The sequence below is a fragment of the Modestobacter marinus genome (assembly GCF_019799945.1).
Lineage (GTDB): Bacteria > Actinomycetota > Actinomycetes > Mycobacteriales > Geodermatophilaceae > Modestobacter > Modestobacter marinus_B.
The window spans coordinates 23128-44100 of sequence record NZ_JABGCH010000031.1 but is presented as its reverse complement, the minus strand read 5'-3'; the positions used below and the strand labels follow the sequence as shown (position 1 = coordinate 44100).

Annotated in this window: 23 protein-coding genes; 8 read left to right on the top strand and 15 right to left on the bottom strand. The window is 75.0% G+C overall.

Features of this window, described 5'->3' with window-relative positions; translation table 11 throughout:
- Window positions 1-63: 63 nt before the first annotated feature.
- Complete coding sequence (locus tag HK417_RS20370; RefSeq protein ID WP_222270519.1) at window positions 64-789, bottom strand: cupin domain-containing protein; 726 nt, start codon at window positions 787-789, stop codon at window positions 64-66.
- Window positions 790-1066: 277 nt separating this feature from the next.
- Between HK417_RS20370 and HK417_RS20365 the strand changes: the two genes are divergently transcribed.
- Window positions 1067-1378, top strand: coding sequence for a hypothetical protein (locus tag HK417_RS20365; protein WP_222270517.1), 312 nt, complete (start codon window positions 1067-1069; stop codon window positions 1376-1378).
- Between the two features lie 70 nt (window positions 1379-1448).
- On the opposite strand, the gene HK417_RS20360 is transcribed toward HK417_RS20365, so the two are convergent.
- From HK417_RS20360 to HK417_RS20345, 4 genes are all read right to left on the bottom strand, one after another.
- Window positions 1449-1856 (bottom strand): VOC family protein, encoded by a 408-nt coding sequence (locus tag HK417_RS20360; protein WP_222270515.1) that lies wholly within the window; start codon window positions 1854-1856, stop codon window positions 1449-1451.
- An 81-nt stretch (window positions 1857-1937) separates the two neighbouring features.
- Window positions 1938-2432: a DUF1059 domain-containing protein gene (locus HK417_RS20355; RefSeq protein ID WP_222270505.1), complete on the bottom strand. Its 495-nt coding sequence runs from the start codon at window positions 2430-2432 to the stop codon at window positions 1938-1940.
- Window positions 2433-2540: 108 nt separating this feature from the next.
- On the bottom strand, window positions 2541-3563 hold the full coding sequence (locus tag HK417_RS20350) for a sigma-70 family RNA polymerase sigma factor (protein ID WP_222270500.1): 1023 nt from the start codon (window positions 3561-3563) through the stop codon (window positions 2541-2543).
- Between the two features lie 74 nt (window positions 3564-3637).
- On the bottom strand, window positions 3638-5296 hold the full coding sequence (locus HK417_RS20345) for a hypothetical protein (RefSeq protein ID WP_222270498.1): 1659 nt from the start codon (window positions 5294-5296) through the stop codon (window positions 3638-3640).
- Between the two features lie 179 nt (window positions 5297-5475).
- Between HK417_RS20345 and HK417_RS20340 the strand changes: the two genes are divergently transcribed.
- Window positions 5476-6234: a hypothetical protein gene (locus tag HK417_RS20340; RefSeq protein WP_222270488.1), complete on the top strand. Its 759-nt coding sequence runs from the start codon at window positions 5476-5478 to the stop codon at window positions 6232-6234.
- A 157-nt stretch (window positions 6235-6391) separates the two neighbouring features.
- On the opposite strand, the gene HK417_RS20335 is transcribed toward HK417_RS20340, so the two are convergent.
- Complete coding sequence (locus tag HK417_RS20335; protein WP_222270477.1) at window positions 6392-6961, bottom strand: DUF5655 domain-containing protein; 570 nt, start codon at window positions 6959-6961, stop codon at window positions 6392-6394.
- Between the two features lie 57 nt (window positions 6962-7018).
- Between HK417_RS20335 and HK417_RS20330 the strand changes: the two genes are divergently transcribed.
- Complete coding sequence (locus HK417_RS20330) at window positions 7019-8260, top strand: GNAT family N-acetyltransferase (protein WP_222270467.1); 1242 nt, start codon at window positions 7019-7021, stop codon at window positions 8258-8260.
- Window positions 8261-8263: 3 nt separating this feature from the next.
- On the opposite strand, the gene HK417_RS20325 is transcribed toward HK417_RS20330, so the two are convergent.
- Both HK417_RS20325 and HK417_RS20320 read right to left on the bottom strand, forming a co-directional pair.
- Window positions 8264-8863: a hypothetical protein gene (locus HK417_RS20325; RefSeq protein ID WP_222270465.1), complete on the bottom strand. Its 600-nt coding sequence runs from the start codon at window positions 8861-8863 to the stop codon at window positions 8264-8266.
- Entirely contained in the window at window positions 8860-9345 is a 486-nt protein-coding gene (locus HK417_RS20320) for a ribose-5-phosphate isomerase (protein WP_222270462.1), read from the bottom strand. Before HK417_RS20320 ends, HK417_RS20325 begins: the two co-directional genes overlap by 4 nt.
- On the opposite strand from HK417_RS20320, the gene HK417_RS20315 reads away from it, so the two are divergent.
- From HK417_RS20315 to HK417_RS20305, 3 genes are all read left to right on the top strand, one after another.
- Complete coding sequence (locus tag HK417_RS20315; protein WP_261327418.1) at window positions 9344-10048, top strand: DUF429 domain-containing protein; 705 nt, start codon at window positions 9344-9346, stop codon at window positions 10046-10048. The genes HK417_RS20320 and HK417_RS20315 overlap by 2 nt on opposite strands.
- Window positions 10045-10824, top strand: coding sequence for an MBL fold metallo-hydrolase (locus HK417_RS20310; protein WP_222270460.1), 780 nt, complete (start codon window positions 10045-10047; stop codon window positions 10822-10824). The genes HK417_RS20315 and HK417_RS20310 overlap by 4 nt, the downstream gene beginning before the upstream one ends.
- A gap of 61 nt (window positions 10825-10885) precedes the next feature.
- The gene (locus HK417_RS20305; protein WP_222270449.1) at window positions 10886-11530 is read left to right on the top strand and encodes a dihydrofolate reductase family protein; all 645 of its coding nucleotides are present in this window, start codon (window positions 10886-10888) and stop codon (window positions 11528-11530) included.
- An 18-nt stretch (window positions 11531-11548) separates the two neighbouring features.
- On the opposite strand, the gene HK417_RS20300 is transcribed toward HK417_RS20305, so the two are convergent.
- Window positions 11549-12316, bottom strand: coding sequence for an SDR family oxidoreductase (locus tag HK417_RS20300; protein ID WP_222270440.1), 768 nt, complete (start codon window positions 12314-12316; stop codon window positions 11549-11551).
- A 101-nt stretch (window positions 12317-12417) separates the two neighbouring features.
- Window positions 12418-13083 carry a mycothiol-dependent nitroreductase Rv2466c family protein gene (locus tag HK417_RS20295; protein WP_222270438.1) on the bottom strand — a complete coding sequence of 222 codons (666 nt, stop codon included), beginning with the start codon at window positions 13081-13083 and terminating at the stop codon, window positions 12418-12420.
- Between the two features lie 139 nt (window positions 13084-13222).
- Here HK417_RS20295 and pepN point away from each other — a divergent pair, with 139 nt between their 5' ends.
- On the top strand, window positions 13223-15775 hold the full coding sequence (pepN, locus tag HK417_RS20290; RefSeq protein ID WP_222270436.1) for an aminopeptidase N: 2553 nt from the start codon (window positions 13223-13225) through the stop codon (window positions 15773-15775).
- Window positions 15776-15801: 26 nt separating this feature from the next.
- On the opposite strand, the gene HK417_RS20285 is transcribed toward pepN, so the two are convergent.
- Genes HK417_RS20285 through HK417_RS20275 form a run of 3 tightly spaced genes read right to left on the bottom strand, consistent with a single transcriptional unit; the run spans window position 15802 to window position 18108 of the window.
- Window positions 15802-16251: a DUF5130 family protein gene (locus HK417_RS20285; protein ID WP_222270426.1), complete on the bottom strand. Its 450-nt coding sequence runs from the start codon at window positions 16249-16251 to the stop codon at window positions 15802-15804.
- A 58-nt stretch (window positions 16252-16309) separates the two neighbouring features.
- A complete protein-coding gene (gene ctaJ / locus HK417_RS20280; RefSeq protein WP_222270424.1) occupies window positions 16310-16630 on the bottom strand; it encodes an aa3-type cytochrome oxidase subunit CtaJ in 321 nt (106 codons plus the stop codon).
- A gap of 47 nt (window positions 16631-16677) precedes the next feature.
- Entirely contained in the window at window positions 16678-18108 is a 1431-nt protein-coding gene (locus HK417_RS20275) for an amidase (protein ID WP_222270422.1), read from the bottom strand.
- Window positions 18109-18145: 37 nt separating this feature from the next.
- Here HK417_RS20275 and kynU point away from each other — a divergent pair, with 37 nt between their 5' ends.
- On the top strand, window positions 18146-19411 hold the full coding sequence (kynU, locus tag HK417_RS20270; RefSeq protein WP_222270419.1) for a kynureninase: 1266 nt from the start codon (window positions 18146-18148) through the stop codon (window positions 19409-19411).
- A gap of 56 nt (window positions 19412-19467) precedes the next feature.
- Here the strand turns inward: kynU and HK417_RS20265 are convergent, their stop codons facing one another.
- Together HK417_RS20265 and HK417_RS20260 are read right to left on the bottom strand one after the other, a co-directional pair.
- The gene (locus tag HK417_RS20265; protein WP_222270417.1) at window positions 19468-20328 is read right to left on the bottom strand and encodes an SCO6745 family protein; all 861 of its coding nucleotides are present in this window, start codon (window positions 20326-20328) and stop codon (window positions 19468-19470) included.
- A 7-nt stretch (window positions 20329-20335) separates the two neighbouring features.
- Complete coding sequence (locus tag HK417_RS20260) at window positions 20336-20947, bottom strand: HNH endonuclease (protein WP_439957936.1); 612 nt, start codon at window positions 20945-20947, stop codon at window positions 20336-20338.
- Window positions 20948-20973: the final 26 nt, after the last annotated feature.

Below are 20973 nucleotides of genomic sequence, written 5' to 3'. Positions count from 1 at the left end.
CCCTCGGCTCCGCCCGGCGCTCTGCGGAACCAGCGAGCGGTCAGCGACCCCGTCAGGGCTTCGTCACGTGGTGCCGTCCATGGCGGCACCGGGCCGCAGTCGGCCCTGCTGGTCGAGCAGCGCGAGAGCCTCCGGCTGGGGCTCGTCCAGGTTCCTGCTGAACAGGTACTCGGGATAGACCGGCTGCTTGCCGAGGAGCCGACCGAGCGGTGCGAGACCACCGAACAGGAAGCGCTGCACCAGCGGAGGCGGAGAAGCGAAGACAACGGTGTCGCGGTAGGCGGTCAGGGACACCGCGGCCTGGAGCAGGTGCGGCAGGCCCCGCGCATCGACGTGGCCGTCCCGGGCCAGGCCGAAGCTGGTGGCGATGATGCGGACGAAGCGCTCACCGGGAGTCACCTCGACGAGCACCTGCGCCTCCTCCGTGCCGACCTGCCACCAGTCGTGCGAGGTCCCCGGAGGAACCTCGCAGGACTGACCGGCTGCCAGCTCGCTGTGCCGCCCACCCACCTGGAAGCCGACCCGACCCGCCAGCACGTGAAAGCGTTCGGTGGCCCCCGGGTGCACGTGCGGGGCCGCGACCCGGCCGCCCGGACTCACGAACAGGTGCGCGACGAGTGTCCGGTCCGGATGGGTCTCCGGATCGGTGAGCAGCACAGCCCGCTCGCCGGTGACCGGATTGGTGAAGACCTGCCCTCGCCGGGACCAGCCGAGCTCGCGGCGCGGGTACAGGCCTGCCTTGTCATCCTGATCCCGCGGGGTGTCGCCGATGCCCTGCCGCTCCCGCATCGACTTCTCCCGTCGTCGGATGTGGTCAGCCGCCGCCCGGCGGGGAGCTGCAGCCCCTCGGGCGCAGGCAGCGCCCGGCAGCCGAGCCGAGCCGAGCAGCATTCAGGCCGCAGTCCGGCCCGTTAGCGCGCCGGCGCGGTGCACATGGTGACACCGGCGGCCGCCGACCGCAGCCACCTGTCGCGTTCCGACCCGCAGGACGACGCTTCTCGTAGATGTCCCGCAGTCGGCCGTTCAGGGGGTTCCGGCGGACTCCCCCACTGCCGATACGACAGGCATGCGCACCAGCCACGCCGCCACCGCGCTCGCTGCGTTCACCGTCGGCCTGACCACTGCGGCCACGCTGCGCCGCCTCGTCGGCGCCCGCCTGCCTGTGACCGCGCCCGTCACGACCGCTGCCCTCCCCCCGGCCATGGACCACGACGCCGTCGTCCTGCGCTTCGCCCGCCCGGTCGTCGCCGGACCCGCACTCCAGCCACTGGAGTCGCCGGCTCGGTGCGGGGACAGCGGCGGCCGAACGAAGGCGGGCGCCCCATGCGGCGCCCGCACCAATGGCGGGCGCTGCCACCATCACGCGATGGCCGCCTGAGCCTCCCGGTTGCGCCGCACCTGCGACCACTCGTCCCACTGACCAGGGCGTCCGCCGGTCCGGAGGCCGCTCAGTCCTGAGCGATCACCGAGAAGACGTTGCCGGCCGGATCGGCGAACCAGGCGATCAGCGGTCCGCCCTCGCGCATCACGCCCTTCTCGTCGGTGGGCGGGTCGTCGTAGTGCAGGAACTCCACCCCTCGGGCGACCAACTCGTCGACCGCGGTGTCGACGTCGGGCACCGGGAAGTTGAGCACCGTGTACGTCGCCGCGGTGTGCCCCTCACCCTTCGCGTACACGAGGACGTCGTTGCCCCCGGCCAGCTGCAACCGCAGGATCCCCGGCATCCCGCCGGGCTCTGCGAATGTGCGCAGCCCGAGCACCTCCTCGTAGAAGGTGCGGGCGCGGTCGAGGTCGTCGACGGAGAAGCCGCTGAAGGCGTGGCTGTCGGTCAGAGGTGACGTCCTGGTCTCAGTCATATGGTGCAGACCCGCCGCGCCCGCCGGACTCATCGGTCCTGGATGTGCGGGGTGCCGTGGTCCGGCACCCCGCAGGAGCGCTCAGATCCGCATGACCTGCCGGACGTCGAGGTTGCGGAACCCCGCCTCCCCCTCGGTGACCTCCTGCATCCGCTTGGCGAACTCGGCGGTGACCGGGTGCTCGGAGTTGCGCATCGCGGCCGCGAAGTCGGGGAACGCGACCAGCTGGACGAAGGTGTCCGGCCGGTCCCGGTCCGCGGTCAGCAGGGCCCACCGGGCGGTGCCCTCCCGCCCGATGCGCTCGCGCCACTGCTCGGTCAGCGCCTGGAAGCCGCCGAGGTCCCGGGCGTGGAACTCGATCAGCTGCACGAACGCGCCCTCCTCCGCGTCCAGCTCCTGCTGATCGCGCAGCGCGCCCCGCAGGCCGTCGCGCAGCTCCGGGCCGTCGGTGTGCCCGTGCGCCGCCACGGCGTGCGCGGCGGCCAGTTCGAGGACCTCGTCCTCCTCGCCGGAGATGACCACGGTGCAGTTGCGCTCGCTCGGCAGCGACCGACAGTCCATCGTCTTCCTGGCCACAGCCGTCCTCCTCTCGCGAGGGCCCGACCCCCCGGCCGGTGGGCCGTGGACCCGGCACCACAGTGGCCCCCTCGCCCACGCCCGTCCAGGCCCGTCCCCGCGGTGGGTTCAGCGCTCCGGAGTCGGGTGCCGCGGAAGCCCGAAGAGCTCGAAGAGCCGGGTGTCGAGGAACGCGGTCTGCCGGACGACCTTGCCGTCGACGACCTCCAGCGCGTGGATGGCCCACGGCTCGAAGGAGCCGCCCGGCCCGCTCGGCCGCCACTGCGCGAAGCCGGGGTTGCCGTTGAGCGACAGCGGCACCACGTGCGAGCCCCGGCACCCGTGCCCCGGGCCGAGCATCCAGGCCCCGATGTCGGCCGCGCTGCGCAGCCACATCGCGTACGGCGGCATGTCCATCACCGCGTCCTCGTGCAGCAGCTGCACCAGCTCGTCGATGTCGTAGCGGGCGAAGGCGTCGAGGTAGCGCTCGAGCAGCTCGGCGTGCTCGTCGGCGACCTGCGGGGCCGGCGCGTCCTCGCCGTGGCGGGTGGCCAGGGTGGCGCGCGCCCGCTGCAGCGCGCTGTTCACGGCCGCCACCGACGTCTCCAGCAGCGTGGCCACCTCGTCGGCCTTCCAGCGCAGGACGTCGCGCAGGATGAGCACCGCACGTTGCCGCGGGGGCAGGTGCTGCAGGGCGGCGACGAACGCCAGGCGCACCGACTCCTTCTGCACCGCCAGCTCCGCCGGGTCGCCGCCGACCGGCATCAGCTGGCGGTCCAGCGCCGGCTCCACCCACGCGCCGTCGGGCAGGACGCCGTCCAGCGAGGACTCGACGGGGGCGTACGGCTCGGCAGAGAGGTCGACGGGCAGCGCGCGGCGCTTGCGCCCGTCGAGCTGGTCGAGGCAGACGTTGGTGGCGATCCGGTACAACCACGAGCGCAGCGCCCCGGCCCCCTCCAGCCGGTCCAGGGACCGCCAGGCACGCACCATCGTGTCCTGCACGGCGTCCTCGGCGTCGAAGGACGACCCGAGCATCCGGTAGCAGTAGCCCGTGAGCTCCCGGCGGTGCTCGGCCAGCCGGGGCTCGAGCTCGGCGGCCTGACCCGGCCCGGGGACGCCGGCCTCCGGCCTCTCGACGATCACACCGGTCATCGCGCGACTCCCTCCGACTGCCCTCCGACCCGGGCGATCCTGCCGGAGGCCTCCGACAGAACCAAGGGCCCGCACTATTGGTAGGTGATCAGCTGCGGGGTGGGCTGGACCTGCGCCATGGTCTCCTCCGGCGTGAGCATCGGGACGTCCTCGTCGGTGAAGTTCTTCCAGCCCCAGGCCAACTCCGGCTGGTCGGCCTGCTGGTGCAGCACCCGCCAGGTGTCCTGCTTGGCGGCCTGCCCGCCTTGCCCGTCGGCGTGCACCATCACCGCGAGCTCGTCGCGCGACAGGTCCAGCCGGTCCCGGTCGGGGACCATGCGGACCTGGAACTGGTGCAGCACCAACAGCTTCTGCGGCAGCCGGCGCTCGCGGGTCAGGTCCGCCAGCCAGCCGGCCACGGCGTTCACCTCGTCGACGGCGACCTGGCCGATCTGGGTCAGGTGCACCTCGCCCGGGCGCAGCCGCCACTCGGGGTCCAGCGCCAGGCCGACGTGCGGCAACTCGAGCAGCGGCCGGTAGAGCTGGGCCTGGGTGAGGAAGTCGGTCCGCCCCGGCTGCAGGTCGAGGACGACGTACAAGCCTGCCTGGCCGGCCGCCTCCACCCAGGGCCGCAGCGCCTCCACGTCGCTCTCGGTCGAGTAGTTGCCGTCGGGCCCGGCGCTCGCCGAGGCCACCGTGGCGATGATCTCGAAGGCCGGGACGACCGTGGTGTCGACCAGCGGCTCGTACCGGCCGGCCATGTCCTGCGCCCGGCGGATCGCGGCCGGCAGGTCCTGCTCGCCGAGCAGGCCGAGCGCTCCGCTGCCGGGGACGCCATAGAGGGCGACCATCATCCGGCCGGGGAACAGGACCTGCCCCCCACCCGGCAACTGGGTCCCGGTGGCCGCGGTGTCCAGTTTCCAGTCCAGCCCCGGCTCCGCGGCGAGGTCGGCGCCCAGGACGACGACCGACGGGACGCCGCCCAGCCGCTGCACCAGCTCGGCCGATGCCCGGGGGTCGGTGACCCCACCGGTGACTCGGACCTCGGCGCCCGCCGCCCGCGCGGACGCCACCCCGGCCAGCGTCTCCGGGCTGCCGCTCGTCACCACCAGCGTGCCGGCCAGCGGTTCCCCCCGCTGCACTTCCGGCAGCGCGGCGCCGTCCCCGGAACTGCTCGACGCCGGGCCCGCGGTGCCGTCGGCGCCGACCGGCCGCAGGGCGGTGGGCGCCGCGGGGTCCAGCGCCGCGACGGCAGCGACCCGGGCGTCCTCCGCCACCGGGTCGGCCGTGGCCAGGTCCAGCCCGGTGACGGCGGCGACCGCGCCCGGCTCGGCGGGCACCGCCCGGACCTCCCACCCGCCCTCCCCCGCACCGGGCGCGTCCCCCACCGCGAGCACCGTGGTGACGCCGAGCCGGTCCAGCTCGGGCGCGAGCACCCCGCCCGCGGCCTCCCCGCCCAACAACAGCGGAACACCGAGACCGACGGCTGCCGAGGCACCCAGCAGCCCGGCCGCCGGGTCGGCGGCGTCGGCCAGCACGACCACCGGCGACCGGGCGAACAGGGCGCGGCTGGCCGAGACGGACGCGGCGACGGGGTCGACGTCAGCGATCACCGTGCGGGGCGAGGCGGGCGCGGCGGTCACCGCCACCACGGCGTCGACGTCCCCGGCCGTGGCCTCCTGGGCCGCGGCGTCCGGATCGGACGTGCACCCGGCGAGCAGCACCAGGGTGGCCAGCACAGCGATGGGACGCATCGGCGCCCCTCCCCTCCGGTGGGCGGTCGGCAGGCCGGACACCGGCCCACGACGGACCCGGGCGACCCTATCGGGTGGCGTCCGTTCGACCCGCGTGGCGGTGCTGGCGACGCTGGCGTACCTGCGCGGCTGAACGGGGCGCGGTTGCCGTCGGCAACCGGCCGGACGACGGTGGGGCCATGCGCCGACCGACGGTCATCCCCTGGCTGCTCGTCCCGCTGCTGCTCACCGGCTGCGCGGGGAACGGCCAGGAGGACGACGCAGTTCCCGGGACCTCGTCGTCCGCCCCGTCCTCGACCACGTCCCCGTCTGTCTCCCCGTCCGGCGGCTGCCCGGCGACCGACGACACAGCTCCCGCCGACGCCTCCACAGCACCGACCGTGGACGTCGACGGGGACGGCGCGCCGGACACCGCCTGGAACGCCCGCGGGTCGACCGGCGACGGCGGCGTCCCCTTCGGGGTGACCACCGCCTCCGGGGCCACGGCCGGCGCGTTGATCAGCTCGGCGAGCCCGGTGGAGCGGTCGGTGCTGTTCGCCGACGTCACCGGGGACGGCGAGGTGGTCGCGCTGGCGAGCGACGGCCGGCAGGTGCTGCTCTACACCGTCGCCGACTGCGCCATCACGCCGGTGCGCGACGACCGGGGCCGACCGTTCGCCTTCGACCTGGGGCTCGCCGGGACCGGCACCGGCGTGGCGTGCGAGGACGCCGACGACGACGGCACCCGCGACCTGCTGGGCCTGCTGCTCCAGCCGTCCACCGACGCGACCAGCGAGCCGGTGGTCCAGCAGACGGTCGTCGAGCTGGACGGCGCTGTCGCCCACCTCGGCGCGGCCTTCGCGGCACCGGCCGGCGACGAGGTGCGGCAGCAGATGGCCGGGTCGGTGACCTGCGGGGACCTGGACCTGGAGGCCGACGGGGTGACCGCCGGCCGCTGATGGACCATCCCGCCACCACGCCGGTGGCCTGACCGTGACGTGTTCCGGCACGCTCGTGCTCTGAGTGCGCACCGCACTCAGAGCACGAGCGTCGGCAGCTGACTGCGCACCGTCGCTCCTCTCGGTCGAACCGGGGAACCGCGGGGGGTCGGGACCGTCAGCGGTTGGCCGCCAGCGCCTCGGCGAGCAGGTCGACCACCTCGTCGTCGACGTCGTCCAGCGTGGTCAGCGGCACCCGCACGGAGCAGTCCCCGTTGCCGATGCTGCGGGCGGCCAGCAGCCGGCCACCCGGCTCCCGGCCGGGCAGCCGCAGCCCCAGGTCGAGCCGGGTGCGGGTCGAGGCCTGCAGGACGGCGAAGGTGCGCCGCGGGCCCACCAGCGAGACGTAGCCCTTGCGCGCCTGCAGGTGCACGTCCGGCAGGGCCAGCGCGGCCGCCGCCACCGCCTCGTAGACCGGGCGCAGCTGCGGCCGGTCGGCGTACTGCCCGTCGACCAGCTCGTCCGCGGTGGCGGTGAGGAAGTCCGGGTAGCCGAAGCGCTCCATGACCAGCAGCATCTGCCCGTAGCCGGTGATGCCCCGCTCGGCGAGCCAGGCGCGCACCTCCGGTTCGGCGTCCAGGCCGGTCTCCCGCACCCGGGCCGACCAGGTCGCGACGCCGTCGCCGGTGCCGGCGACCAGCCGCTCCTCGATGGCGGTGAGCATCTCCGCCCAGCTGCGCGTGGTCATCCCGTCATGATCGCAACTCGATGGCGGACCGTCGGTCCCACCCGGTAGACATCCCCCGTGTCCGACCTCGAGCACCAGCTGCGCCCGATCACCGCCGACGAGTGGCCGCGGTTCATCCGGGCGATGAGCACCACCTTCGGCCAGGAGGTGCCTGCGCCGATCGCCGACGAGCCGTCGTCGATCGCGGAGCTCGACCGGTCGCTGGGGCTGTTCGACGGGGACCGGGTCGCGGCGACCGCGGGGATCTACAGCCTGGAGATGGCGGTGCCCGGGGCCGTGGTGCCGACCGCAGGCATCACCTGGGTCACGGTGTCCCCCACCCACCGGCGCCGCGGCGTGCTGACCGCGATGATGCGCCGGCAGCTGGAGGAGATCCGCGCCGCGGGCCGGGAGCCGGTCGCCGCGCTGTGGGCGGCCGAGTCGTCCATCTACGGCCGGTTCGGCTACGCACCCGCGTCCTGGCGCGGCAGCTGGACCGGCGCCACGGACCGGCTGCGGCTGCGCCCGGACGTCGACTGCGGCACCGGCAGCGTGCGGCTGGTCGAGGTCGCGGAGTTCCGGCCGGGCGCCGTCGCGCTGTACGAGCAGGTGCGCCGCTGGGTGCCCGGCAACCTCGCCCGGGACGAGCGCTGGTGGGACCGGGTGCTCCGCGACGACCCCGAGCAGCGCGGCGGCGGCACCGCCCGCCAGCACGTCCTGCACACCGAGGCCGACGGCACGGTCACCGGCTACGCGACCTACCGGCTCAAGGCCTCGTGGTCGGAGACCGCTGAGCCGACCGGCACGCTGACCGTCGGGGAGGTCCGGTCCACGACGCCGGCCGCCAATGCCGCGCTGTGGCGGTTCCTGCTCGCCCACGACCTGGTGCGCACGGTGCAGGCGCCGATGGCCTCGGCCGACGACCCGCTGCGGCACCTGCTGGCCGACCCGCGCGCCTGGCACGCCCGGCCGGTCGACGCGCTGTGGGTGCGGCTGGTGGACGTGGGGGCCGCGCTGTCCGCGCGCCGCTACCCGGCCCCGCTGGACCTCGTGCTGGAGGTGCGCGATCGGTTCTGTGACTGGAACGACGGGCGCTGGCACCTGTGGGGCCACCCGGCGGGGGCGTTCTGCGACCGCACGGACCGCGACCCCGACCTGGTCCTCGACGTCGAGGCGCTCAGTGCCGCCTTCCTGGGTGGGGTCTCGCTGGCCACGCTGCAGGCGGCCGGGCGGGTCACCGAGGTCAGCCCGGGTGCTGTCGTCCAGGCCTCCACGGGGTTCCGCTGGCCGGTGACCCCGTGGTGCCCGGATGAGTTCTGAAGCTCACGCGGGTGGGCGGCCGTCCCACTCGTCGAGCGGGGCGCAGTGCCAGCGCCAGGAGGTGACCCGCTCCCGGCCGGGCAGGTCGCCGCGGCCGGTCGCCCAGCGCAGCGCGGCCCACGGGTCGGCGTCGGCCGGCGCCCACGGGAACAGCCGAGCGAGCGTGGGCCCGGTGACGGCGGACGGCGGCGTCCACCCGGCCAGCCCCAGCGCGTCGGCCACGTCGGAGGCGTGCAGCAGCAGCTCCGCGCAGCCCATCGCCGCGAACCCGGACGCGTCGGCCAGGCCCCACTCGTGCACGCCCCGGTCGGCCGGACCAGACCCGTCGACCACCCGGGCCAGCACCTCGGCGGCGGCCGCGAGCTGGCGGCGCAGCTCGCCCCAGTCCGCACCCGGGCGGCGGGACAGCTCGAATCCCGACGTCTCGACCGGCCCGGCGACCAGGTCCTGCGCGTACCAGGTCAGGCACGAGGTGACGTGCGCGGCCACCCAGGCGGCGTCGGTGCCCGCCGCCGGCACCGGTGTCGTCCCGTCCGGCTCGCGGGCCAGCACACCGGAGGCGGCCCGCACCGCGGCGCGGACCTCGGCGCCGCCGACGGTCACGGCGTGCGGGTCGGCAGGCCCCCGGCGGGGCGGTGCCGGTCCCGCTCGTAGTCGGCCATCAGCGCGATCCGCCGCGCGTGCCGCTCCTCGCCGCTGAACGGCTCCCGGAGGAAGGTCAGCACCAGCTCGGTGGCCTCCTCGACGGAGTGCTGCCGGCCGCCCACCGAGACGACGTTCGCGTCGTTGTGCTGGCGGGCCAGCTTCGCGGTGGACTCGTTCCACACCAGCGCCGCGCGGATCCCGGGCACCTTGTTGGCCGCGATCTGCTCACCGTTGCCCGAGCCGCCGATCACCACACCCAGCGAGCCGGGCTCGGTGACGACGCGCTCCCCCACCGAGAAGCAGAACGGCGGGTAGTCGTCCTCGGCGTCGTACTCGTAGGCGCCGCAGTCCACCGGCTCGAAGCCCTCGTCGGCGAGCACCTGGAGGAGATGGGACTTGAGTTCCAGGCCGGCGTGGTCGGTCCCGAGGAAGACGCGCATGCCCCGATCCTCGCAGGCCGCCTGGCAGGCTGCCCTCGTGGCGGTGCTCGGGGTGGACGGGTGGCGGGGCGCGTGGGTCGGCGCCCGGCTGGACGGCCGCCGCGTCACGCTGCTCGTCCTGCCGGACGCGACCGCGGTGCTCGCCGAGCCCGACGTGGAGGTGGTCTCGATCGACATGCCGATCGGGTTGTCGGACGACGGCGCCCGGGAGTGCGACGTGCTCGCCCGCCGCCGGCTCGCCCGGGCCGGCAGCTCGGTCTTCCCCGCGCCGGTGCGCCCGGTGCTGAGCGCCGGCAGCTACGCCGAGGCCTGCGAGGTCGCCCGCACCGCCTCGGGCAGGGCGCTGTCGGTGCAGGCCTGGAACCTCGTGCCGGCGGTCCGCTCGCTGGACGCCGCCCTGGGCGTCCCGCCGGACGACCGCGTCGTCGAGGTGCACCCGGAGCTCGCCTTCCGCGCGCTCGACCCGCGGGTGGCCGCCCCGAAGGCGACGGCCCGGGGCCTGGCCCAGCGGGTACGCGCCCTGGAGCCGGTGATGGACGTCCTGGACGCGCTGGCCGACGCACCGGAGCGGGTGCCGGCCGCCGACGCGCTGGACGCGTGCGCCGCCGCGTGGTCCGCGCAGCGGCTCGCCGAGGGGCGGGCGGAGTGCCTCGGGAACGGGTCCACCGACCGCCTGGGCCGGCCGATGCGGATCTGCTGGTGAACGGCGCCCAGGCCGCCGGCTGGCGGGAGGTGGGGGACGGCGTCTTCGTCCGGCGGCACGCGGCGCTGGACCTCAACTGCGGCCTGGTCGTCGGGGACGGCGCCTGCCTCGTCGTCGACACCCGGTCGCACCTCGGCGAGGGGCGGGCGCTGGCCGAGGCGGTTCGCTCGGTGACCCCGCACCCGTGGACCGTCGTCAACACCCACGCCCACCACGACCACTGCTTCGGCAACGCGAGCTTCCGGCCGGCCCCCATCTGGGGCTCGCGCGCCTGCGCGGACGAGCTGGCGGCCACCGGCGAGATGCAGCGCGCCGCCGTCGTCGCGAGCCTGCTGGCGGACGGCGACCCGGCGGCGGAGCTGGTCGCGACTGCGCCGATCGACCTGCCCGACCAGCTGGTGGACGACGTCGCCGTCCTCGACGTCGGCGGACGGGCGGTGACCCTGCGCCACCTCGGCCGGGGGCACACCGCCGGTGACCTGGTGGTCGCCGTCGACGACGTGCTGTTCGCCGGGGACCTGGTCGAGGAGGGCGCACCGCCGGCCATGGACGACGCCTTCCCGCTGGAGTGGGCCGGCACGCTGACCGCCCTGCTGGCGCACGTGCGGGGGCCGGTGGTGCCCGGGCACGGCGCCGTCGTCGACGCCGACTACGTGGCGTCCCAGCGGGACGAGCTCGCCGGCCTGGCCCGCTGGCTCACCGAACCGGGGTCGCCGCCGGTCTTCGACGAGGTCACCCGGGCCACCGCCCGGGCCCGGCTGCCGTCGCAGCGCTGAGTTCGGCGGCGCCCACCGGTCTCTCTCCTGACGGAGACACCCAGATTATCGGGAGCAGGGCATGGGCCTCATCCACATCGAGCTGTTCGCGACCCTCGACCTCGTCGGGCAGGCGCCCGGCGGCCCCGAGGAGGACCCGGAGGGGTTCCCGTTCGGCGGCTGGCAGGCGCCCCTGCTGGACGACGTCGCCGGGGCGCAGATCGGGGCCGCGTACGAGGGGACGGACGCCCTCCTGCTCGGCCGCCGGACCTACGACATCTTCGCCGCCTACTGGCCGCACCAGGAGGGCGGCGAGGACGACGACATCGCCACGCTCTTCAACAGCGTCCCGAAGTACGTGGCCTCCCGCGGCCGGCCCGACCTCTCGTGGGCCGGGTCCACGCAGCTCGGCCCGGATCTGGCCGGTGCGGTGCGCGACATCCGGGACCGGCACGAGCACGTGAAGGTCGTCGGGAGCCTGGACCTGGTGCAGACCCTCCTGCGCGAGAAGCTCTTCGACCGTCTCGACCTGTGGGTGCACCCGATCGTGCTCGGCGTCGGGAAGAAGGTGTTCGACGGTGGTGCGGTGCCCACGAACGTCACGCTCCTCGAACCGCCCGTGGCCAGCCCGAAGGGCACCGTGTACCTGCGCTACGGGCTCGCCGACGGCACGCCCGGGACGGGGGACATGAGCGCACCCGATCGGGGTGTCCGGCGCGACGACTGAGGTCCGTCGCCCTGGGACCTATGCCAGCCGGCGGACCAGCGGGAGCGGCAGCACGCGCAGCAGCGCGGCGACCGGGCGCCACGGCCACTCCGGCACGTAGGCGCGCACCGGCTCGCGCTCGATCGCCGCGGTCAGCGCGGTGACGCCGGTCTGCAGGTCGACGGTGAACGGGCCGCGGCGGCCGACGTTGATGTCGGTCGCGATGAACCCCGGGTGCACGGTGGTCACCCGGATGCCGCGGGTGCGCCGGTCGCTCAGCAGGTCGGCCCGGATGCCCTCCGCGAGGACGGCGTCAGCGGCCTTGGAGGTGGCGTAGGCGGTGCGGGTGCCGCCCATGCCGCGCACCCCGGCGACCGAGGAGACGACCACCAGGTGACCCGCGTCCTGGGCGCGGAACAGCGCGACGGCGGCCTCGCAGCAGGCGTGGGTGCCGAGCACGTTGGTGACCAGCACCTGCCGGTTCGGCCCGGGATCGCCGCTGCCGACCGGCGTGCCCTTGCCGAGCCCGGCGTTGGCGATGAACCGGTCGACGCCGCCGAGCTCCGCGGCGAGCGCGGGGACGACGGTGGCGACGGCGCCGGGGTCGTCGACGTCCAGCTGCCCGACGACCACGCGGATGCCGGGGTGCCGCCCGACCAGCTCGGCGCGCAACTCCTCCAGGCGGTCCAGCCGCCGCGCGACCAGCGCGAGGTCGCGACCGCGTGCCGCGAACTCGCGGGCCATGCCACGGCCGAGGCCGGCGCTGGCGCCGGTGATGAAGATCCGCTGACGGACGGGGTGCGGCACCGCGACAGGATGCCGCACCCCGTTGGTGGGGGGTCTGGAACGGCCCCCGTCCAGAGGCTCGTCCCGAGCTTGCGAGGGATGAGGAGGACGGGGGTCCTTCCTCAGCGGGGGTTGGTGAGCTCCAGGGTGTCCGCCGGCACCGAGGACATGTCCGGGCCGGCGGTGCGGGTGCGCTTGAGCTCCCAGAAGTCCGGCAGGTTGGCCAGCAGCACGGCGCCGTCGAAGGCCCGCCCGGCGTCCTCGCCGGTGGGGACCCTGCTGATCACCGGGCCGAAGAACGCCACGCCGTCGATGTGCATGACCGGCGTCCCGACGTCCTGGCCGACCGGGTCCATGCCCGCGGAGTGGCTGTCCTCCAGGGCGTCGTCGAAGTCGGTGGAACCGGCGGCGTCGGCGAGGCGGACCGGCAGGCCCACGCGCTCGAGGGCGGGGACGATGACGTCCTCGATGTCCAGCCCCTCGTGGTGCCGCAGCGTGCCCATCGCGGTGTAGAGGTCACCGAGCACGCGGTCGCCGAACTCCTGCGCCGCGGCGACGGCCACCCGGACCGGGCCGATGGCCTTGGCCATCATCTCCTGGTACTCCTGGGGCAGGTCACGCCCGCGGTTGAGCACCGCCAGCGACATGACGTGCCAGTGCAGGTCGATGTCGCGCACCTTCGCCGCCTCGAGGACCCAGCGGCTGGTCAGCCAGGCCCACGGGCACAGCGGGTCGAACCAGAAGTCCACGCGGGCCTTCACGGGCGCGCTCTGCACTGCCTCGGTCATGAACGGGCTCCTCGGTGATCTCGGTGCGCCGTGGTCGGCACTCAGGGGGAACAAGTTGCGTTCCGCCTCACTCATTCCCCACTGTTCCCGAAGGCACACCGGGCGTAGTCCCTTGAACCCGCATGGGAAGCTGCCCGGCGTGGCAGTTCCCAACCTGACTCGTGACGACGCCGCGGCCCGTGCCGCGCTGCTGGCCGTCCACAGCTACGACCTCTCCCTCGACGTGACCGACGGCCACGGCCATCCCGGCGAGGAGACCTTCCGCTCGGTCACCACGGTCCGGTTCGACGCCCGGACCCCCGGGGCCGGCACCTTCGTCGACCTCGTCGCCGAGCGCGTCCACTCCGCCACGCTCAACGGCGTCGAGCTCGACGTGAACAGCTACACCGAGGACGGCGGTCTGCCGCTGACCGGCCTCGCCGCCAGCAACGAGCTCGTCGTCGACGCCGACTGCCGCTACTCCCGCACCGGGGAGGGCCTGCACCGCTTCGTCGACCCGGAGGACGGGCAGGTCTACCTCTACACGCACTTCGAGCCGGCCGAGGCGAAGCGGATGTTCACCTGCTTCGACCAGCCGGACCTCAAGGCGACGTTCACGGTGCACGTCACCGCGCCGTTCGACTGGCAGGTGGTCAGCAACACCGGGGACCGCACGATCGAGGCCGGCGAGGCCGGCTCCCAGCTGGTGCACTTCACCCCGACCAAGCGGATCTCCACCTACCTGGTCGCCCTCGTCGCCGGCCCGTACGCCCGGGTCACCGACCTGCACGACGGCATCCCGCTGGGCATCTACTGCCGCGCCTCGCTGGCCCAGCACCTCGACCCGGCGGCGATCTTCGCCGTCACCAAGGCCGGGTTCGACTTCTACCACCGGGTCTTCGACTACCCGTACCCGTTCGACAAGTACGACCAGCTGTTCGTCCCGGAGTTCAACGCCGGGGCGATGGAGAACGCCGGCGCGGTGACGTTCCTGGAGGACTACGTCTTCCGGTCCAAGACCAGCCGGGCGCGGTACGAGCGGCGGGCCGAGACGATCCTCCACGAGCTGGCCCACATGTGGTTCGGCGACCTGGTGACCATGCGCTGGTGGGACGACCTGTGGCTGAACGAGTCGTTCGCCACCTACATCTCCACCCTCTGCCAGGCCGAGGCCACCGAGTTCCGGACGGCCTGGACGACGTTCGCCAACACGGAGAAGGCCTGGGCGTACGCGCAGGACCAGCTGCCCACCACCCACCCGATCGCCGCGGACATGGTCGACGTGGCCGCGGTCGAGGTGAACTTCGACGGCATCACCTACGCCAAGGGCGCCTCGGTGCTCAAGCAGCTGGTCGCCTACGTGGGCCGCGACGAGTTCCTGGCCGGCGTGCAGCGGTACTTCCGCAAGCACGAGTACGGCAACACCACGCTCGCCGACCTGCTCGGCCCGCTGTCGGAGGCGACCGGCCGGGACCTCTCGGCGTGGGCAGAGCAGTGGCTGCAGACCAGCCAGGTCAACACGCTGCGCCCGGTGTACGAGCTGGACGACGCCGGCCGCTACCTCTCCTTCGCCATCGAGCAGAGCGCCGTGGCCGCCCACCCGGTGCTGCGCCGGCACCGCCTCGCGGTGGGCCTGTACAGCTCCGGGCCGGACGGGCTCAGCCGCACCCACCGGGTGGAGCTGGACGTCGACGGCGCCCGCACGGAGGTCGCCGAGCTGGTCGGGCACCCGGCCGCCGACCTGGTGCTGGTCAACGACGACGACCTGACCTACGCCAAGCTCCGGCTCGACGACCGGTCTCTGGCCACGCTGGGCAGCGACATCGGCACGATGACCGACTCGCTGCCGCGGGCGCTGTGCTGGTCGGCCGCCTGGGACATGACCCGCGACGGCGAGGCGCGCGCCCGGGACTGGGTGCAGCTGGTGCTCGCCGGGGTGGACGCGGAGACCGAGATCAGCGTCGTCCAGTCACTGCTGGCCCGGGTGCAGACCGCGCTGTCCTCCTACGCCGAGCCGGCCTGGGCGCCGACCGGCTGGTCGATGCTGGCCGACAAGGCGCTGGCCGCGCTGCGCGCCGCGGAGCCGGGCAGCGACACGCAGCTGCAGTGGTCGCGCACGCTGGCCGCGGCGGCCCGCAACGGCGAGCACGTGGCCGCGCTGCGGGGGCTGCTCGACGGCTCGATGGTCGTGGAGGGGCTGGCCGTCGACGCCGACGCCCGCTGGTCCTTCCTGCACGGGCTGGTCGCGATCGGTGCGGCCGGCGACGCGGAGATCGACGCCGAGGCCGAGCGGGACGCCACCGCGACCGGAGCCCGCCGGGCGGCCACCGCGCGGGCACTGCGCCCCACCGCGGAGTCGAAGGCGGAGACCTGGGAGCGGGCGTTCACCGACGAGTCGATCCCGAACGCGGTGCACGAGGCGATGGTTGCCGGGTTCTGGCACCCCGCCCAGCAGGAGGTCACCGCCCCCTACGTGCCGCGGTACTTCGCCGGGATCCGGGGCATCTGGGAGCGCCGTCCCGGCGAGGTCGCCAAGAACACCGTCGAGTACCTGTTCCCGAAGGTCATCGAGCAGGAGACGCTCCAGGCGGCCGACGCCTGGCTGGCCGGCGAGGGGGACGCCCCCGCGCCGCTGCGCCGGCTGGTCGCCGAGGGCCGGGACGGCGTGGCCCGCGCGCTGTGGGCCCGCAAGCGGGACGCCGCCGGCGCCTGAGCGCGGCCCGTCGCCGAGTGAGCAGTTCAGTGGGCGCGGCGGCGCGAGGGGTGGCCGGCGGAGTCCGAGAGCTGGCGCAGGCCGTTGACGATGGCGCCGGTGAGGTCGCCCGCGCCGAGCCGGCCGGTCATGGTCAGCACGGCGAGCGCGCAGGCGCGGTCGGGCAGCCGGCGGGCCGCCGCCGTCCCGGTGACGATCTCCAGCACCCGCTGCCCCGGCGACAGGGCCACCAACACGGTGTTCGACGGGTCGCCGCCGGACCGCGAGTGCAGTTCCTCGGCGAAGGCGCGGGTGTCCCGGCCCAGGTCACCGACGTACAGCGTGAAGCGGAGCCCGGTCTCCTTCGACGACAGGGTGAGCGCCTCGTCGATCCGGGCGAGGTCGCGGTAGCTGAACGGACCGGACCCCGGCTCGGTCACCGCCGTGTTCCGGGTGTCCTTGGTGGCGCTGGGCCCGTGCTCGAGCTGCTGGGTCATCAGCGGGTGCCTCCGGTCGGCGTCGGACGGGTCGGTGCGGCGGGAACGGACACGGGGCTCACCAGGTGCCGCGGGCGCCGCCGGCCGCGGTGCGCCGGTGCGCATCGGTCTCGTGCGGGTGCTCACCGATCGTCAGGGCCGCCGCGGTGGCCCCCAGGCCGGGGGCGTGGGAGCCGCCGTGGTCGTCCCCGTGGCCACCGGGAACGCCCGGGACGCCGGAGTGCGGCTCGTACCAGACCGTCTCGTGCTCCCAGGGCTGCCCGGGGCGGTACCGGGTCTTGTCCTTCCCGCGGCCGGGCAGCAGCGTGGCCACGGCGAGCAGCAGGAAGACCGCCAGCGGGATGACGCCGTAGATGAGCACGGTCTCGTACCAGGGCATGCCGGGAATCTACCGGGACCGGCGACCAGCGGCCCGGGCAGCCGGGATCACCACAGCGCCGGGTGCCGGTCCGCCCAGGGCCGCGCCTCCTCCAGTTGCCCGGACAGCGAGATCAGGGTGGCCTCGTCCGCCGGGCGGCCCACCAGCATGGTGCCGATCGGCAGCCCGGACGCCGTCCACCACAGCGGGACGCTGACCGCCGGCTGCCCGGTGACGTTGTAGACAGCGGGGAACGCCGCATAGCGCTTCTGCTGCTCGAAGTCCTCGGCGCCGTCCGCGCTGAACCAGCCCACCGGGCGGGGCAGCAGCGTGCAGAGGGGGGCGAGCAGCACGTCGTAGCGGCTGGTGGCCTGGATGAACCGGCGGGCGAAGACGCGCAGGGTGAACATCGCCTCCATCGCGTCCTTCGCACGCAGCGCCAGGCCGCGGTCGCGCAGGAACCGGGTGAGCGGCCGCAACCGGGGCACCTGGTCCGCGGCGATCGGCAGCGTGGTCGTCGACAGCGCCCACGCCGTCTCGAAGGCCGGGAACACCCCCTCGGTGAGCGGCGGCGTCGGCAGGTCCTCCACCTCGTGCCCGAGGTCGACCAGCAACGCGGAGGCGTCCTCGAACGCCGCGCGCACCTCCGGGTCGAGCTCCACGCCGGGCATGCCCGACTCCAGGTACCGGCCGATCCGCAGCCGCCCGGGCAGCCGGTCGGCGTACCCGAGGAAGGTCTCCCCCGCCGGGGGCGGCGGCGCCCAGTACGGATCGCCGGGCACCGGTCCGGCCATCGCATCCAGCATCGCGGCGGCGTCCCGGACCGTCCGCGCCAGTGGCCCCTGGACGCCGAGGCCGGTGACCTCGCTGCCCAGCGGGCCGTTGCTGATCCGCCCGCGGCTGGTCTTGATGCCGAACAGGCCGTTGATGCCGGCCGGGATCCGGATCGAGCCGCCGCCGTCCGAGCCCTGGGCGAACGGCACCAGCCCGGCCGCGACGGCCACCGCAGCTCCGCCGCTGGAGCCACCGGCCAGCAGCGAGGGGTCCCACGGGCAGCGGGCGGGTCCGACGAGGTCGTTGTCGGTGTAGCAGGGGAAGCCGAACTCGGGGGTGTTCGTCTTGCCCACGCTGATCGTCCCGGCCGCCGCCAGCTTGGTGACGACGACGTCGTCCACCTGCGGCACGAACTGCGCGAGGACGGCGGACCCGAAGGTGGTGCGCACGCCGGCGGTGTTGTTCAGGTCCTTGATCGCCGTCGGGACGCCGAACAGGGCGGGCAGCTCACCGCCGGCCAGGACCGCCCGGTCGGCCGCCGCCGCGGCGGCCCGTGCCCGCTCGGGGGTGACCGTGAGGAACGCGCCCAGCTCGGCGTCCCGCGCCTCGATCCGGGCCAGGGAGTGCTCGACGAGTTCCGTGGGGCTGACCTCCCGCGCCCGGACGGCGGCCGCCTGCTCCAGGGCGGTGAGGTCGTGCAGTTGCGTGCCGGGACGAGAGGTCACCCGCCGGACGCTAGCGCCGCCCCGGCAGGATCGCGGTGTGGACCTCACCCGAGACGCGGCTGCGGCCGCCGACGACGCCGATCCGCTGGCCGGCTACCGCGCCCGTTTCACCGGTGCCGACGACGACCGCCCCGACCGGCTGCTCTACCTGGACGGGAACTCCCTCGGCCGGCTCCCGGTGGACACCCCCGCCGCGGTCGCCCGGGTGGTCGAGCAGGAGTGGGGCCGGGGGCTCGTCGGCTCCTGGGACACCTGGGTGGAGCAGTCCCGCCGGATCGGCGACCTGCTGGCCGACGGCGTCCTCGGGGCCCGGCCCGGCGAGGTGCTGGTCAGCGACAGCACCTCCGTGGACCTCTACAAGCTGGTGGTCGCGGCCGCGGACGCCCGGCCGGGACGCGACGTCCTGGTGTGCTGCGCCGACGACTTCCCCACCGACCGGTACGTCACCGCCGGGGCCGCCGCCGCCCGCGGGATGACGGTCCGCGAGGTGGCGGCGCACATCGACGCCGGGCTGGACCTGGGCGTGCTGGCCGGGGCGCTGGACGAGCGGGTCGCCGTCGTCGTCCTCTCCCAGGTGGCCTACCGCTCCGGCGCGCTCGTCGACATCGCGGCGGTCACCCGGCTGGCCCGCGACGCCGGCGCCCTGGTGGTCTGGGACCTCAGCCACGGTGCCGGCGCCGTCCCCGCCGACCTCACCGCGGCCGGGGCCGACCTCGCCGTCGGCTGCACGTACAAGTACCTCAACGGCGGGCCCGGGGCGCCGGCGTTCCTCTACGTGCGCCGGGAGCTGCAGCCGCAACTGCGGCAGCCGATCTGGGGCTGGTTCGGGCAGAGCGACCAGTTCGCGATGGGTGCGGTCTACGACCCGGCCGAGGGGGTGGACCGGTTCGCGGTCGGCACGCCCCCGGTGATCGGCATGGCGGCGGTGGAGGTCGGTGTGCGGCTCACCGCGGAGGCCGGGGTCGAACGGCTGGCGCAGAAGGGCCGGCGGCTGACCGACCTCATCGTCGGCCTGGCCGACACCTGGCTGGCCGGGCACGGCGTCACGGTCGCGAGCCCGCGGGACGCCGGCCGCCGCGGATCACACGTGAGCCTGGCCCATCCGGGGGCCTGGCAGCTCACCCGTGCGCTCGTGGACCGCGGCGTGGTGCCGGACTTCCGCACCCCCGACCGGCTGCGCCTGGGACCCGCGCCGCTCTACACCCGGTTCGTCGACGTGTGGGACGCCATGGACCGGCTGCGCACGCTCCTCGAGGACGGCGCCTGGAAGGACTATCCGACCGAGCGCAGCCGGGTCACCTGACGAAGGACCCTCGTACCCCGGGAAGGGCCCCCTGGCGGACCCCCGCCGGAGGGCCTTCAGCCGGGGTCGGGGACGCCGATCGGATTGCCGGCCGGCCAGTCGCCCGCGGCCACCACCGCTCGGCGCACGGGCACCAGCAGCTCGGCCAGCCGGTCGCAGCCGGCGTCCCCGAGGGCCTGCCAGGGCCGCAGCGCGAGCCGGTCGGTGTCGGCCTCCACGGCGGCCCGGACGGCCAGCGCCTCCGCGGTCAGCTCCCCGTCGGCGAGCAGCCCGCGCCCGGCGAGCGCCTCCGCGGCCGCGGCCCAGTCCTCCGCCGTCCAGCCCCGCGCCCGCTGCAGCCACTCGGCAGTGGTCGTGCCGGCCGCGGCGGCGAGCACCAGCGCCGGCAGCCCCAGCAGCTCCCGCTGCAGGAGCGCGGCGAGGTGCCCGTCGCCACGGTGCTCGCGCAGCGTGGTCAGCGCCTGCCAGAGCACCAGGTGCGGCTCGTCGGGCCAGCCGACCGCGGTGTTCGCGGCGGCCAACGGTCGTCCGAGGACGTCGACGGCCTCGGCCGCCCGTCTGGCCAGGGCCGCCGCCTCGCGGGCACCGGTGGAGTCCGCCCACCCCGGCAGCACCCGCTGCACCGCGGCGTCCACCCCGGCGAGCCGGGCGGTCAGGGCGCCGGCCGGTGTCACCGCCGTCCACACCCCCGGCACGCGCCGCGACACGAACGCCGGTGCGAACGAGGCGAACGTCGCCGTCACGATCTCGGTGCCGGCCGGGCCGAGCGGCGCGGCCCGGCCGGCGAAGTAGCCGGACCAGAAGCCGGGCAGCCCCGCCGTGGCGAAGGCCTCGCGGGCCTCGGCGGCGAAGTAGGTCAGCGCGTGGAAGGGCTCGCCCAGCGCCCACAGGCGGCGGGCGGTCGCGGCTGAGCTCATGCTGCGCTCAGGCGCTCACGGAGTCGGGGACGCCCAGCCACTCGCGCCAGCGGGGGTCGACGGTCCGGTGGCCCAGCAGCCGCCACGCGGCGCCGCTGGGCGCTCGTGGAGGGTGCGGCAGCGACCACCCCATCTCGGCCAGGGACCGGTCCGCCTTCTGGTGGTTGCACCGGCGGCAGGCGGCCACCACGTTGTCCCAGCTGTGGGTGCCGCCCCGGCTGCGCGGCACGACGTGGTCGATGCTGGTGGCCGAGGCCCCGCAGTAGACGCAGGTCTGCCCGTCGCGGGTGAAGACCGCGCGGCGGGACAGCGGCACCTGCACCGGGTAGGGCACCCGGACGTAGCGGGTCAGGCGGACCACGACCGGCACGGCCAGGGCCAGCCGCTCGGCGTGGACGAGGTCCTCGGTGACGTCGACCGCCTCGGCCTTCGCGCCCAGCACGAGCACGATCGCGCGGCGGCTGGAGACCACGCACAACGGCTCGTAGGTGGCGTTCAGGAGCAGGGTGGCGGCGGTGGTCACCGGCGCCGGGGCAGGCGCGCACGGACCGGAGGACGGGTCGGCGTGCGTGCCCGGACGGCCGGACACGGACGGGGACCCGAGGGCGGTGATCGACACGGGACACCTCCGAGCGCCCCGGGACG